11 protein-coding genes are annotated in these 15,522 nt (G+C 62.7%); 5 read left to right on the plus strand and 6 right to left on the minus strand.

Annotation, left to right across the window (positions count from 1 at the left end; translation table 11 throughout):
- Window positions 1-111: 111 nt before the first annotated feature.
- The 4 genes from GSQ75_RS08165 to GSQ75_RS08180 all read right to left on the minus strand — a co-directional run bounded on the left by GSQ75_RS08165 (window position 112) and on the right by GSQ75_RS08180 (window position 2,497).
- Entirely contained in the window at window positions 112-621 is a 510-nt protein-coding gene (locus GSQ75_RS08165) for a DUF1993 domain-containing protein (protein ID WP_158754066.1), read from the minus strand.
- Between the two features lie 93 nt (window positions 622-714).
- The gene (locus tag GSQ75_RS08170) at window positions 715-1,485 is read right to left on the minus strand and encodes an arginine deiminase family protein (RefSeq protein ID WP_158754067.1); all 771 of its coding nucleotides are present in this window, start codon (window positions 1,483-1,485) and stop codon (window positions 715-717) included.
- A 36-nt stretch (window positions 1,486-1,521) separates the two neighbouring features.
- Window positions 1,522-1,713: an oxidoreductase-like domain-containing protein gene (locus GSQ75_RS08175; protein ID WP_158754068.1), complete on the minus strand. Its 192-nt coding sequence runs from the start codon at window positions 1,711-1,713 to the stop codon at window positions 1,522-1,524.
- 10 nt (window positions 1,714-1,723) lie between these two features.
- Window positions 1,724-2,497, minus strand: coding sequence for a class I SAM-dependent methyltransferase (locus GSQ75_RS08180; protein ID WP_158754069.1), 774 nt, complete (start codon window positions 2,495-2,497; stop codon window positions 1,724-1,726).
- Between the two features lie 224 nt (window positions 2,498-2,721).
- Here GSQ75_RS08180 and GSQ75_RS08185 point away from each other — a divergent pair, with 224 nt between their 5' ends.
- From GSQ75_RS08185 to GSQ75_RS08200, 4 genes are all read left to right on the plus strand, one after another.
- Window positions 2,722-4,143: a hypothetical protein gene (locus GSQ75_RS08185; protein WP_254058500.1), complete on the plus strand. Its 1,422-nt coding sequence runs from the start codon at window positions 2,722-2,724 to the stop codon at window positions 4,141-4,143.
- A 186-nt stretch (window positions 4,144-4,329) separates the two neighbouring features.
- Entirely contained in the window at window positions 4,330-6,633 is a 2,304-nt protein-coding gene (locus GSQ75_RS08190; RefSeq protein ID WP_158754070.1) for a transferrin receptor-like dimerization domain-containing protein, read from the plus strand.
- A 328-nt stretch (window positions 6,634-6,961) separates the two neighbouring features.
- Window positions 6,962-8,794 carry an alpha/beta fold hydrolase gene (locus GSQ75_RS08195; RefSeq protein WP_254058501.1) on the plus strand — a complete coding sequence of 611 codons (1,833 nt, stop codon included), beginning with the start codon at window positions 6,962-6,964 and terminating at the stop codon, window positions 8,792-8,794.
- A gap of 164 nt (window positions 8,795-8,958) precedes the next feature.
- Entirely contained in the window at window positions 8,959-11,715 is a 2,757-nt protein-coding gene (locus GSQ75_RS08200; protein WP_158754072.1) for a M14 family zinc carboxypeptidase, read from the plus strand.
- A 74-nt stretch (window positions 11,716-11,789) separates the two neighbouring features.
- Here the strand turns inward: GSQ75_RS08200 and GSQ75_RS08205 are convergent, their stop codons facing one another.
- Window positions 11,790-12,971, minus strand: coding sequence for an MBL fold metallo-hydrolase (locus GSQ75_RS08205; protein ID WP_254058502.1), 1,182 nt, complete (start codon window positions 12,969-12,971; stop codon window positions 11,790-11,792).
- A gap of 97 nt (window positions 12,972-13,068) precedes the next feature.
- Between GSQ75_RS08205 and GSQ75_RS08210 the strand changes: the two genes are divergently transcribed.
- Window positions 13,069-13,677 (plus strand): TetR/AcrR family transcriptional regulator, encoded by a 609-nt coding sequence (locus GSQ75_RS08210; RefSeq protein ID WP_158754073.1) that lies wholly within the window; start codon window positions 13,069-13,071, stop codon window positions 13,675-13,677.
- 64 nt (window positions 13,678-13,741) lie between these two features.
- Here GSQ75_RS08210 and GSQ75_RS08215 read toward each other — a convergent pair whose 3' ends face one another.
- On the minus strand, window positions 13,742-15,445 hold the full coding sequence (locus GSQ75_RS08215; RefSeq protein ID WP_158754074.1) for a M28 family metallopeptidase: 1,704 nt from the start codon (window positions 15,443-15,445) through the stop codon (window positions 13,742-13,744).
- Between the last annotated feature and the right edge of the window lie 77 nt (window positions 15,446-15,522).

Raw genomic sequence — 15,522 nt, forward strand, 5'->3', positions numbered from 1 at the left:
GAAGGCGGCCAAGCAGGAAAAGAAAAAGAGCAAGTAACGCCCCTGCCTTTCCAGGTCAACGCGTGCCGGGCAGTATCTGCACCTGCCCGGCACAGGGTCGGCATTGACCCCTCAGTACTGGCCCATGTAATCCCGCTTGCCAATCTCGATGCCGTTGTGGCGCAGCAGTGCATACGCTGTGGTGACGTGGAAGAAGAACTGCGGCAGGCCGTAACTCAGCAGGTAAGCCTGACCGGTGAAGTGACGCTCTTTCGGCGTACCGGGCCGTATCACGATCTCGCGCTGCGCGGCACCTACAAACTGCGCCGGGCTGAAGCTGTCGATGAAATCGAGGCTGCGCGCAATCAACCCGCGCAGTTCATCAAACGTCTGCTCGTTGTCCTCGTACTTCGGCACCTCGGCGCCAGCCAGTCGCGCCGATACGCCGCGTGCAAAATCACAGGCAATCTGCACCTGCTTGCACAGCGGAAACATGTCCGGAAACAGCCGCGCCTGCGTCAGCGCCGCAGGTTCGATTTTCTTCTCTGTCACGTGCGCCCCGGCTTTTGCCAGGATCGCATCGAGGCTGCCGAGCATCTGCTTGAAGACGGTAATGGAGCTGGCATACATGGCGTCAGTCACGGGCTTTTCCTTTATTAGGGGTGTCGACAAGTTGTCGGCACAGTGTAGTCCTGCAACGGCACATCCCAATGCTGGTTAAGTTTTGCACCCGACTCATTCGACTACACGAAATACCAGGCTGCAGCAGGTCACCGCGCCTTCGGCTTTCTGCAGCTCGGAGACATCTACCGCCGTGACGTTGAAGCCGGCATCGAGCAGGCGCTGCCGCGTATGCGGGAAGCTGGCCGGCATCACCAGCGCATCGCCAATGCGCAATACGTTGGCGGCATGCGGCTCGGCAGGATCGACTCCGATGATGCGAAAGCCGGCGAACTGCTCGCGGCCCACCCATTCCGGCTGAAGCAGCAAGGTATCGTCATCGAGCTGCGTCACCGCCGATTTCAGGTGCAGGCAGCCACGTGTCGGCACGCCCCGCACTGCGTAACCATGGCCCGCCAACAGCTCGCGCAACTGCCCGATACCCACAGCATTGCTCCGCGCTGATTCGCCCACGTACAGCGTGCGGCCAACACGCAGCACATCGCCACCGTCGAGCGTGCCCGGGGCCTGTATCGATAATAACGTTCGGTATCGCCGCAGCACGTTGGCGACGCTCGCCACCTCGGCGCGGCGCGACAACGCGCCAGGCCGGGTCAGGATCGCGATCTCGTCCAGCACGATCGCCACGTCCTCCACGAAGACCGAGTCGGGCAGATCGGGCTCAGCTGGCAGCGTCAGCAGCTGGCAACCGAGCGCTTTCAGCGCCTGTTGGTAATCACGATGCTGCTCGCGCGCACGCACCAGATCGATCGCGTCGCGCGGGATGTACGACAGCTCGCAGCTGCCAAGCGCGGGGCTGATTTCACGGGTGACGGCAATCCACATGGTTCTTCCTTGGGCAGATGCGTCGCGATGCCGGCATCAGCGTTGTCGGGCACGCCATGCGGCCAGCCTGGCCTCATAACGTTCGAGTGCTTCCTCATAGATATCGAACACGCAACGTGCACAGCCCTCGCCGCAGCAGTCAGCAGCATCCGGTTCGACCGGCTGCAGCGGCGGCGGGTCGACCGGTTCCGCAACGTCATCGTTCTGCGGGTGTTCCGGTGACGGCATGACCGCAGGCTCATTTCATGGGTTTGCGGAAACGGTACATGAACTGGTCGGTATGGCCGCGTATCGACTTGTCGAACACCTTGATGGTGTGCGGGTCGGCCGGGTTGCGCAGTGCATTGCTTTCGCCATCGAAGACGAATCCGGCCGCTTCGACCTGTTTCTTCACGATCGCCGGGTCAATCCGGTGCAAGGTGTCGGTATCGGCCATGCCGGAACCAGCCGGCGCGACATGGTCGATGATCACCCACAGGCCGCCGGGCTTCAGCGCGTCAAATACCTGTTTGTTGAGCACCGCAGGATCGACCTGCCCCATGAACTTGTCCGGGTAATCGTGATAATTCTGCGAAGTGAACACCACGTCGACCGGCTCGGGCGAGCTCAGCTGGTTCGCCGGCTGTGTCAACACGCTGACGTTGGCGTAGTGCGGATCGGTAGCCAGCTTCTGCGAACCGGCCAGATCATCCACATCTTCCTTGGCGTATTCGTTCGGCCACACCACATAGACATGGCCCTTCGATCCCACGATCGCGCTGAATACGCGGGTGAAATAGCCGCTGCCGGGAATCAGCTCCAGTACTTTCTGGCCCGGCTTGACCTCGGCGAACATCATCACCTGGGCCACCTTGCGACGGGCGTCACTGGATTGATCGGCCTGTCGCGCCGGATCGTCGACCGCCCGGGTCACCACGGTGGAAATCGGGCCAGTGTGCAGATTCGAAACCTGGGCCTGCGCAGCAGCAGGAAGCGTGAATGCAATCAGCACAGCAAGGACAGTCAGGCGCATGACGTACTCCACGATAGGCAAGGTGCCCGAATTGTGCTCCCGAATCCCCCGAACGGCCCTGTGCCGCTTGGCATGGGTGCGGTAAACCGCCTGCGGCACGTAAGCTCGGTCATGCGGGCCAGGGCGCCGCCGCTGGCAGCAAACGAGCCATACGCGACAGCTGCCTCGCACACTGGTAAAACTAGCGTATGCAGTCTGGCCGGGGCCGGACGCGGGAGAAGCTGATGTCGTACTTTCGTACCGGAATCATGCTCAGCGGGACCCTTCTACTTGCCTGCGCAGCCACGTTGGGGCACGCGCAATCAACCTCGCAGTGGCAGGCCCGCCAGGTCGCTGCCTCCGAGAAGTCCGAGCAGATCATGCAGGAGGCCAACAAGCACAAAAGCCTGCTGGCCCAGTACCAGGTGATGCGCTACGCCTATGTCAACAACAAGGACCCCGCCTTCCAGGTCATCTTCGGCCAGTACCTGAGCTGGTACCAGACCTTCATCGGCGACTACCCGGACGCCGCGACCAGCTTCTCGATCAGGCAGGCGGCGTCGCCAGACGACCGCCCCTCACCGCTGGACAACCCCGATTACACCGCCCGTCCAGCGCTGGAGGTGATCCCCGAATTGGCCAAAAACTACCGCGCCGTGTTCTTCAACGAGGCACACAACATCCCGCTCACCCGTACGCTGACCGTGCAGCTGCTCAGCAAATTGCGAGCAGAGGGCTTCAACTACTTTGCGGCCGAAACGCTCTACCAGACCGATACCGGATTGCAAGCGCGCGGTTACCCGATCAAGGACAGTGGCTTTTACACCGAAGAACCGATTTGTGCCGAGATGGTCCGCACCGCCCTGAAGCTCGGCTTCAAGGTGATCGCTTACGAAGCAACCTCAAACGCCACCGGTGATGCCCGCGAAGCCGAACAGGCGCGCAACATCTACAAGCAGGTGTTCAAGCAGGACCCGAATGCGCGACTCGTGGTTGATGCCGGCTATGCGCATATCCAGAAATCAGGTGTCTATCTCAACGGCGCCTCCATGGCCGAGCATCTGCACAAGGTTTCCGGCATCGACCCACTTGCCGTAGAACAGACCATGATGTACCCGCATCAGTCCGGCGACGATGACCATCCTTATTACGCTGCGGTCATGCAAAAGCTGAAGCCCAAGATGCCCATCGTGTTCATGGACAAAACCGGCAAACCTTGGTCGCTGCGACAAGGATATGAGGTCAGCGTGTTCTTTCCGCCGCAGGAAATGCAGCATGGACGCCCTACATGGGCCAGCCTCGGCGGCTTGCGCATGCCCTATTTCGTCACTGGCGACCGGTGTCATCGATCATACCCATGCCTGGTGGCGGCGCGCTATGCCAACGAAGGTGACGACGCGATTCCAGCTGACCTCATGGTGCTCGATCCAGTACCTCTGAACGCCGTGGAAGATGAACGTATTCGTTTTCATCAAGGCGCGCCCGTCAGTGACCTTTATCTGCGACCGGGTAAATACAGTCTGACCTACAGCGATCAAGACAGCCATCTGTTGTTCCAACAGGACATTACCGTCCCGGACGGAAACCAAGCCGCGTCACCCGACCATTCCGCGCCGCCTCAGGCATCGCAAAAACCCGGGGTAACCACGAGCTCAGCCGGCCCGTAATCTGCGGCCTGATCCCTCTCTGACCATGGCAGACCAAGGCTCATGTGTGCCGTGGACATGACTACTGTCCTAGGCAAGCTTCACCAGCTGCGCGTATAACAAAGCGAATGCGACCTGGCGGATGGACGTCCAACCCGACCAGCGCAGTGATTCGCCCGACGATCAACCGATGGGGAGCAAGATCAGATGACTCGATGGAAAATCCGCCCGCTGCTGGGGCTGGCTGGTGTACTGGCTACCTGCATTGCTGCCGCTGCAACCGACCAGGCCCATCGCGACGACGGCGCCATGCTCGGCTTCACTCCCGCGAATGCCACTGCCCAGCAAAGCCTGGAGCAGCGCTTCGATGCCCAGCTCGATCCCGCCGACCAGCGCAGCTGGCTCAAGCAGATGTCATCCGAACCCAACCAGGTGGGCTCGCCGCACGACAAGGCGAATGCCGAGTTCATGCTGGCGAAATTCCAAGAGTGGGGCTGGGATGCGCACATCGAGACGTTCAGTGTGCTGTATCCGACACCGAAAAAGATTGGACTGGAACTGCTGGGGCCACATCCCTACACCGCCACCTTGCGCGAACCGGCTATCCCCGGTGATGACACCTCCGACCTCCCGGGCGCGCTGCCGCCGTACAACGTCTACGGCGGCGACGGCGACGTTACCGCGGAGCTGGTCTATGCCAACTACGGCATGCCGGACGACTACAAGGAGCTGGCCCGCCGCGGCATCGACGTGCGCGGCAAGATCGTCATCACCCGCTATGGCGGTGGTTGGCGCGGCTTGAAGCCCAAGCTCGCGCAGGAACACGGCGCAGTCGGCTGCCTGATCTATTCGGATCCGCACGACGATGGCTACGCCCAGGGCGATACCTATCCGCAAGGCGGCTGGCGTCCGGCGCAGGGCGTGCAGCGCGGCTCGGTAGCTGACATGCAGCTGTATCCCGGCGACCCGTTGACCCCCGGCATCGGTTCCACCCCGGGTGCCAAGCGGCTGGCGATCAAGGACGCGAAAACGATCCTGAAGATTCCAGTACTGCCGATCTCCTACGCCGACGCCACGCCATTGCTGCAGTCGCTGACCGGGCCGGTGGCACCGTCCAGCTGGCGCGGCTCGCTGCCGTTCACCTATCACGTGGGCCCCAGCACGGCGAAGGCACATCTGACAGTGCTATCGGACTGGGGCCAGAAACCGATCTATGACGTGATCGCCACGCTCAAAGGCTCCACTGCCCCGGACCAGTGGATCGTACGCGGCAATCACCACGACGGCTGGGTGTTCGGCGCCTGGGATCCGCTCGCCGGCAACGTGGCGCTGATGGCCGAAGCCAAGGCGATCGGCGGCCTGGTCAAACAGGGCTGGCGGCCGCAACGCACCCTGGTCTACGCCAGCTGGGACGGCGAGGAGCCAGGGCTGCTCGGCTCGACCGAATGGGCCGAGACGCACGCCGCCGAACTGCAGAAAAAGGCTGTGCTTTACCTCAACTCGGATACCAACGGCCGTGGCTTCCTCGACGCCGGCGGCAGCCATTCACTGCAGCACCTGGTCAACCAGGTCGCCGAAGGCGTGACCGATCCGGAAACACACACCAGCGTGCGTGAACGCATGCGTGCGCACATGCTGGTGAACGGCTACGGCAAGGACGCGAAGCCCGAAGCCAAGGCAAACGCCAAGCTGGCGGCGGAAGGCGGTGACGTGCCGATCCAGGCGCTGGGCTCCGGCTCCGACTACAGCGCGTTCCTGGAACATCTGGGCATCGCCTCGCTCGACCTCGGCTTCAGCGGCGAGGATGACGACGGTGGTATCTACCACTCGCGCTACGACTCGTTCGACCACTACGTACGCTTCGGCGATCCCACCTTTGAGTACGGCGTGGCCCTGTCCAAGGTGGCCGGCCATATCGTGCTGCGCACTGCCGATGCCAATGTATTACCGCTGCGCTTCGGCGATTTCAGCAGCACGCTCGATCGCTACGTGGATGAACTGCACAAGCTGGTCGACGATACCCGCAAGGCCACCGAGCAGCAGCACCAGCTGCTGGACATGCATGCTTACACGCTCGATGCCGACCCGACTCGCCCACTCGCACCGCCAGCACGTGACTCCGACGTACCGGCGATTGATCTGGCCCCGCTGGACCAGGCGGCAAAGCAGCTCAAGCAGAGTGCCCAGGCGTTCCAGGCTGCGTATGCCAAGCGCGCCAGCACCGGCTTCGATATGCCGGCCGCGCAACAGCAGCAGCTGAACCAGCAGATGGGCAGTATGGAGCAGGCCCTGACCGATCCGGCCGGGCTGCCCGGCCGCGAGTGGTTCAAGCACTTCATCTACGCACCTGGCATGCTCACCGGCTACGGCGTCAAGACCGTGCCCGGCGTGCGAGAAGCGCTCGAAGCACGCCGTTGGGACGAGGCTAACCACTACGCCGTGGTCACCGCGAAAGTGCTCGACCGCTACCGCACCCAGCTCGACCAGCTGACGGCACTGTTGAAACCATAACCGCAGACAGCGCCACGCTCGATCAGCAAGGGGCGGCCGATCCTGGGCCGCCCCTTGCTCGTCTGATTGCCTCGACGCCCGAGTGTCGCTATAAATGATCCGGGGACACTGCCGCGCATGACGTGCGGTCGTGCGTCATAAACAGGGGAATCAGATGATGAATTTGCGACGCTGGATCGTTGCGTTGTTGTTGCTGTGCACGGCGGTTCTGCATGCAGAATCAGTCTCCTTGGCGGATCTTGCACGCCATGATCAATACAGGGACGTCAAGATTTCCCCTGACGGGAAGTACTTGGCGGCGACTGCGATTGTCAAAGGCCAGACCGTGATGGCGTTGATCCGTCTCGCGGACAAGAAGGGCAATGTCGTCAGTCCTCGCGAAGGGAACGATGTCATTAATTTCTGGTGGGCTTCGCCCACGCGTGTGGTGTACACCGTAGGCGAACATCAGGGCGGCTACGACTCGCCACTGGCCACGGGTGAGCTATTTGGGGTCGATGCCGATGGCGGCAACCCGAAATTGCTGTATGGCTACCGCAACGGTGGCATGAGTACCGGTTCCCACATCCAGAAGGCAGTCGCCGATCGCGGCGTCGGCGAATTCATCGCCTCGATTCCGGATGACCCGAATCATGTACTGGTCGCGATCAGCACATGGGATGCGGCCGGCAAGGAAGGGTTCCTGCCCATCGTCTATCGCATGGACGTGCGTGACGGCAACCTCGCGCGCATCCTCACCGCACCGATGCGCAACGTCGAATTCGTCGCCGACCATCAGGGGAATGTACGTTTTGCCTACGGTGAAGACGTCAATGGCAACGTCAAGGTGTACACGCATCCGATCAATGGCGACGGCTGGCAGGTGGTCTCGAAGGCCGATGACGAGCGGGCCTACCCGTGGGCATTCAGTCGCGACGACAGCGTGGCGTACTTCGCTTGCAAGGCCAGCGATGGTGGATTCGGCATATGTAACTGGGATCCGGTGAAGAACACCTGGACAACGGTGTGGAGCAACCCGAAGGTTACACCGGACGGCTTCGTCTACGGGATGGCCAAAGACGACATCATCGGGGTGAGCTTCATGGACGGTCGCCCGGGCCTGTCGTTTTTCAACAGCCAATCAGCAGACGCAACTACCCTGATCGCGCTGATGAAACAGCTGCCCGGCGAAAGTGTCCGATTCGTTTCCGGCACCCGCGATGGCAGCCTGAGCGTCGTGCTGGCCGAAGCCGATGCCGACCCCGGCGCGTTCTACCTTTACGACCGCAGCACCAACAAGCTGACCGGTCTGCTGGCACGTGCATCGTGGATCAACCCAGAGCAGATGGCAGGCAAGCAGCCGTTCGAGTTTGCCGCGCGCGACGGCCTGGACCTGCACGGCTATGTCAGCTTTCCGCCGGGCAAGGAGAATGCAAAGCACCTGCCGATGGTGGTGTTTGTGCATGGTGGCCCCTACGGCATAAGCGACAGCTGGGAATACGACCCCTATGTGCAGGTGTTGGCGACCCATGGCTACGCTGTGCTGCAGGTGAACTATCGCGGCTCCGGTGGCTACGGCTACAACTTCGAGCATGCCGGCTGGGGCGAATGGGGCGGCAAGATGCAGGACGACGTCACCGATGCCACCCACTGGGCGATTGCGCAGGGCATTGCCGACCCGCAACGCATCTGTATTTTCGGCGGCAGTTATGGCGGCTATGCGGCGCTTGAGGGGGCGGTGAAGGAGCCTGACCTGTACAAGTGTGCGATCGGCTATGTCGGCGTCTACGATCTGGCGCTGATGTACAAGCGCGGCGATATCCCACAGTCCACTTTCGGTGAGAATTATCTCCGGCGTGTCCTTGGCGATGACATGAACGTGTTGGCACAACGATCGCCGATCAACCAACTCGATCACCTCAAGGCCCGCGTCATGCTGGTCGTCGGTGGTGAGGATCGGCGCGTGCCATCGATCCAGGGCAGCAATCTGCACAATGCCCTGCTGAATCGCCATATCGCGCACGTGTGGATGGACAAGCCCGGAGAGATGCATGGCTTTTACAGCGAGGCCAATCTGACTGAGCTGTATACGACGCTGGTGCAATTCGTCGGCTCCAGTATTGGTCCCGGCGCGACTGCGACGAACGCAGCTGCTGCCGGAGGCGCCAAGTCCGCACCTTGAGTTTCTGCTGGCAGAGTGTGCTCCCGCCCACGTTCGGCTGGAGCGCACCTGCGGCACGACAAGCGTAGTTGGGTGACCCACCCAACTGATGGGCTACGCGCGATCGTCCCCGTTCTGGCACAGTGCAGCGATCTGTTGCCTGCGGCTCGAGGGGAATCCATAACATGCGCGTGTCCATCCGGCTTTCACTTGTCACCCTGCTGACGCTCGCCACTACCAGTGTTCTCGCAGCGACCGATCCGAACGGATCGATGACCTACGCCCGCGACCCGAACCAGCCGATCGATCAGGGCTATACCGACCAGATCCTGAAGTTCACCACGGACCCCTCGTTCAATTCGCCACTGACCGATTACCTGCCCGCCTCGGCCAGCGTGCCGACGCCGGAAAAGGTGCTCGGCCATATTTCCGGTGCACCGAACTACCTGCCCTACTCGGCCGATGTCTACCGCTACTTCCGTGCGCTGGCCGCCGCCAGCCCGCGGGTGAAGGTGTTCACCATCGGCAAGACCGAGGAAGGTCGCGAGATGATCGCGGTGGCGATTGCCGACGAAAGCCTGCTGGCTGACCTCGATGTCAACAAGGCGCGCCTGGCCAAGCTCGGCGATCCGCGCAGCATCAACATGGACGATGCCGCTGCCGACCAACTGATCGCGCAGTCCACGCCGGTCTACTACATCACCGGTACCATCCATTCCACCGAAACCGGCGCGCCCACCGCGCTGATGGAACTGGCCTATCGCCTCGCGGTGGATGACGCGCCGTACGTGAAGCACATCCGCTCACATGTGATCACCCTGATCACGCCGGTAGTCGAAGTCGATGGCCGTGACCGCATGGTCGACCTGTACAACTGGCACCTAGCCCATCCCGGTGAGAACTATTCGCCGCTGATGTACTGGGGTCACTACGTCGCACACGACAACAATCGCGACGCGATGGCGATGACACTCAACCTCACCCGCAATGTCGCCGATACCTATATCGGCTGGCATGCGCAGGTGCTGCACGACCTGCACGAATCGGTGCCGTTCCTGTACGACAACACCGTGGGTGACGGCCCGTACAACGCATGGATCGACCCGATCCTCACCGGCGAGTGGCAGCAGCTGGGCTGGGACAATGTGCAGCAGCTGACCAAGTTCGGCATGCCTGGCGTGTTCACCCATGGCGACTTCGATACCTGGAGCCCGGGCTATCTGATGTTCATCGCCGCCATGCACAACGGCGTCAGCCGGTTGTACGAGACGTTCGGCAACGATGGTGCCGATACGGTCAAGCGCATCCTTGATCCGGCCGACTACCAGCGCACCTGGTACAAGCCGAACCCACCGCTGCCCGAAGTCGTCTGGTCGCAGCGCGACAACAACAACTACGAGCAGACCGGCCTGCTCACCGCCCTGAATTATTTCTCCGACAACAGCCAGCTGTTCCTGAAGAACTTCTACCTGAAGAGCAAGCGCTCGATCGAGAAACCGCAGGAAGCCGGCCCCGCCGCTTACGTATTTCCGGCCGACGACAGGCGCACCGGTTCGCAGGCGCAGCTACTGCACATCATGCAGTTGCAGCATGCCGAGATCAGCCGCCTCACGGCGCCGGTCACGGTAACCCTGCCTGCGCCGAAGGGTGACGACGGCAAGGTCGGCAAGCCGGTATCGCGCACGTTTGCCGCCGGCAGCTACGTGGTGCGCATGGACCAGCCGTATTCGCGCATCGCCGACACGCTGCTGGATCGCCAGTACTGGTCGCCGAAAGATCCGCAGCAACATCCCTACGATGACACTGCCTGGTCGATGGGCGACCTGTTCGACGTGCAGGTCGTGCGCGTCACCGACAACACGATCCTGAAAGCACCGATGGACCTGGTCAGCGAGCCGGTCACCGTGCCGCAAGGCCTGTCCGCGATCGACATGCCCGGCGGCAAGCTGCCACGCATCGCGCTGATGCACACCTGGCTGGATACGCAGACCGAGGGCTGGTGGCGCATGGCGCTGGACAAGCTGCACGTACCGTACAGCTACATCAGCACTCAGGACGTAGCGAAGACCAGCGACCTGCGCGCGAAATACGACGTGATCCTGTTCGGCCCGATCGGCAACACCAGCTCGCAGCAGATCATCGACGGCCTGCCGATGTGGGGCAACCCGATGCCGTGGAAGACCACAAAGCTGACGCCCAACATCGGCCATATCGATTCCACCGATGACATCCGGCCCGGGCTCGGTTCCAGCGGTCTCGCCAACCTCAAGCAATTCGTGAGTGCGGGCGGCCTGCTGGTCACCTCCGAGGACACCGCGAAGTTCGCGATCGACACCGGCCTGGCGCCTGGCGTATTCGTCACGCCCACCCACAACCTCAAGGTCGTCGGTAGCGTGCTGCAGGCGAACTTCGTCGATCGCAGCAGTCCGATCGCCACGGGTTACACGAGTGACGAGCTGGCCCTGTACAGCGCCGCCGGCCAGTCGTTCACCGTGTCCCATCTGATGACCGGTGACAGCGGCATACCCAACGCGAAGGACTTCCAGCGCCCCACTGGCCGCGGCGGCCCGCACGACACCGATACGCCGGAGGGGCGTACCTCGGTCGAACCACCGGCCCTGCCCGATGCCAAGCCGTGGCAGGCGCTGCCGCTGAATGCCGAGCAAATGCGCAACAACCCCTGGGTGATTCCAGCCGAGCAGCAGCCGCAGGTGATCCTGCGCTACGCGGAGGCCGATCATCTGCTGATCGCCGGCCTGCTCGATGGCGGTGACGAGATGGCCGAACGCGCTGCGGTAGTGAATGCACGCTACGGCAAGGGCCACGTGCTGCTGTTCGCCAGCAATCCGATCTGGCGCGGCGAGACCATCGGCAGCTATCCGCTGGTATTCAATGCCATCGTCAACTATGACCGGCTCGATACGCCGCCGGCCAAGCCGTGAACTGACCGACCATCACCGTCAATCCTCAGCACCTTCAACAATTCCGTCATTCCGGCGCAGGCCGGAATCGCACTTCAACGACGACGCGATGCGATTCCGGCCTGTGCCGGAATGACGTTTTGAGAAAAATCATCCGCTGATCCGCCCAGGCGTCTGTCATCGAACCCCGTTTCGAAGGCACGCCACCACGGTGCCTGCAGCGTCGAATCGGGTCGCACGGTTTCGCCCGGGCGCGGCTGCACCAGATGCACGCCCTGCTCCGCGGCCAGCGCGCGGGCGCGCTCGGCCGGCTCGTCCCAGCGGTGCATGGCCAGATCGAACGTACCCCAGTGCACCGGCATCATCGTGCGGCCGCGCACCAGCTGATGCGCAGCGATCGATTGCTCCGGTTGCATGTGCACGTCCGGCCATAGTTCGTTGTACGCGCCGCATTCGATCAGGGTGAGGTCGAATGGACCGTAGCGTTCGCCGATCTCGGCAAAGCCTGCATGCATGCCGGTGTCGCCGCTGAAGAACAGCCGCTCGCGCGTGCCCAGCACCGTCCAAGAGGCCCACAGCGTCGAGTTGCCATCACGCAGACCGCGACCGGAGAAATGCTGTGCCGGCGTGGCCGCAAAGGTGAGCGGACCGAACGTCGCTTCCTGCCACCAGTCCAGTTCGATCACACGTTCGGCATCAATGCCCCAGGCGATCAGGCGCCGGCCCACGCCCAGCGGCGTGTAGAAGCGACCGACCTTGCTCGCCAGCGCACGTATGGTGTCGCGATCCAGATGATCGAAATGATCGTGTGACAGCAGCACCGCGTCGATCCGCGGCAGCTGCGCCACGGTCAGCGCGGGCGGCGTGAAACGCTTCGGCCCGGCGAACGGCAGCGGTGAGGCGCGCTCGCTCAGCACCGGATCGGTGAGCAGGCGCAGGCCGTCGATCTCGATCAACGTAGTGGAGTGGCCGAGCCAGGTCACCTGCAGTGCCTGCGAAGCCGGGCCGCTCAGCACGTCCGCACGCACCGGCGTCACCGGCAGCGAGCTGCGTGGCTTGCGCCGGATACCGCGATTCGCCCAGAACTCGCGCATTACCGCGCGCAGGCTGCCGGCGCGGGTGTCGGCCACATTGCGGAAGCGGCCGGCGCGCCAGGCGGTGGAGCCGGCGTAGCTGGGGTCTGTGGGTGTACGACGCGCCCTCGTGCGCCACACCGCAAGCGCGAGACCCAGCACAACAACGATGAGAAGACCGGCTGTCATAAGACTAGTTGCCATCACGGGAAACTCCGTCAGCAAGTAAACGATGTCGTATACTTTATGCCGCCCCCGCATAGAAAGTAAACTACTCCGTATACTTTCCAGGAAACAGCCTTTGAACCGCAGCCTCAACAAGCGCAACGCCATGCTCGATGCCGGCATCGCCGAACTCGCCGAGCATGGGCTGGCCGGTGCCAGCATGGAATCCATCGCCGGCCGCGCCGAAGTCTCCAAGCGCACGTTGTACAAGCACTTCCCGTCCAAGGAAGCGGTGTTCGAGGCGGTGCTGGCGCTACTGATCGAACGGGTCGACCCGCTCGGCAAGCTGCACTACGACAAAAAGCGCGATTTCGCTGAACAGTTGCGCGAAATCGCCGAGCAGGAAATGCAGCTGATCTGCGATCCGGACTTCGTGCGGTTGAGCCGCGTGCTGATGGTCGAGTGCATGCGCTCGGAAGAACGCAGCCGGCAGCTGATCACGCAGTTCGGTGAAAAGGAAAACGGCCTGTTCCGCTGGTTCAGCGAAGCTGGCAAGGCCGGCAAGCTGGGCAAGCTCGATCCGCGCTTGATCGCTGACATGTTCGTGGCGATGCTGAAGTCATTCACCTACTGGCATTCGGTGATCGGGTGGCAACCGGCACCGAACAAGGCAATGCAGAAGCGGGTCATCGACGAAGCCTGCCTCACCCTTATGAGCCGGCTGGAGCAGGTCCGCTTGCGCTGAGCGGGCCTGCTCTTTCCTCGTTGCTACAGAGAGCGGGCGCCGGCACGGCGGCCGGCGCCATCCATCATTTCGTCGCGCTGGTGCCGGATTTGTCGTGCGGCATCATCGCCTCGCGCTTGGCGCGGAACGGGCTGTCGGGATACCACTGCGGCCACACGCCGACCTGGCTGAGGTGCTGACCCAGTTCATACAGCGCCTGGGTATCCTCGAGGATGCCGGAGTAATCCCAGTTCGGATTGAACACGTCATTCGGCGTGTGATAGTGGTGCGCCGTATAGTCATCCGCCCCCTTCTGCCCCGCCGCTTTTCCGCCATCGAGCAGATCGAGACCCGAGCTGGCCAGCATCGCCGGCACGCCGGCCTTGGCGAAGCTGAAATGATCGGAACGGAAGTAGAAGCCGTTCTCCGGCGTGGTTTCCAGCGAGGTCACCCGACCCTGCGTCTTCAGCACATCGGCCAGCATGTCCTCCAGTTGCGACTGGCCCATGCCGATCACCGTCATGTCACGGGCACGGCCGATGATCGGCAGCGCATCGACCGCGATATCGGCCACCGTCTTGTCCAGCGGAAACACCGGCTTGGCCGCGTAATACTGCGACCCGAGCAGGCCCGACTCCTCCATCGTGGGCATGAAGAACAGCACGCTGCGTGGCGGCGGCGCCTTCTGGTGGGCGAACGCATCGGCCAGCTCCAGCAGCATGGTCAGGCCGGTGCCGTTGTCGATCGCACCGCTGAAGACCTGGTGTCCCTTGCGCGTGGGATCGGTGCCCAGGTGATCCCAGTGCGCGGTGAAGATCACTGCCTCGTCGGGCTTCTTGCTGCCCTTGACCATCGCCACCACATTCTTCGATTCGAGATGGCCGATCTTGTTGCTCAGGCTGATCGAGGCTGTGGCATCCAGCAACACCGGTTTGAAGCCCGGCTTCGCCGCCGCCTTTTCCAGCTGGGTGAAGTCGAGGCCGGCGTCGGCAAACAGTCGCGTGGCGGCATCGCGGGTCAGCCAGCCGGCCACCGGCAGGCGTGGCGACGGGTCGACGCTGGCGGGCAGGCTCAACTGCGGCCCGCTGCCGCTGTTCTGCAGCACGCTGAACGGATAGCCGGCTGCCGCGTCGCTGGTATGCACGATGAAGCACGCAGCTGCGCCCTTCAGTGCCGCCTCCGCATACTTGTAGGTCCAGCGGCCGTAGTAGGTCATCGCGCGACCGTTGAACAGTTTCGGATCGCCGGTGGCAAAGCCGGGATCGTTGACCAGCACGATTACCGTCTTGCCCTTCACGTCGACGCCCTGGTAATCGTTCCAGTGCCAGTTCGGCGCATCGACGCCGTAGCCCATGAACACCACCGGCGAGTTCTTCAGATCGACCCGGGCCTTCGCCTGCAGTGTCTCGGCCATCATGTCGGTGCGATAGGCGAACTTCGCCGGCTTGCCGTGCGCCGTGATGTCCAGCGTCACATCGGTATTCAGCAACTGGGTGGAGTCGGCCGGCACCGCTTGGTACCAGGAGCCATGGTTGCCTGGTTGCAGACCCATGCGCTTGAACTGCTCGACCAGCCAATCGGTGGTGCGCTGCCCGCCGATCGTGCCGGGCTTGCGGCCGCCAAACGCGTCCGAACTGAGCGTCTTGTCGAACTGCGCGAAATCCGCGGCATTGATCTGCGACGCCAGCGCGACGGCCGGCGGATTCGCGGCAGCAGGTGGCGCCGCCGCCATCAACGAGCTCGCGCCCGTACTCAGGGCGACGAGGAGAGCAGTAGTCAGGGCGCGCATCGGGGAACTCCAGCATCGGGGGACGAACTGCTGTTTTAGCGCGACCACCTGCCGCTGTCCATGCATGGCATGCCAGA

It is taken from the genome of Dyella sp. S184 (assembly GCF_009766065.1).
Taxonomy (GTDB): domain Bacteria; phylum Pseudomonadota; class Gammaproteobacteria; order Xanthomonadales; family Rhodanobacteraceae; genus Rhodanobacter.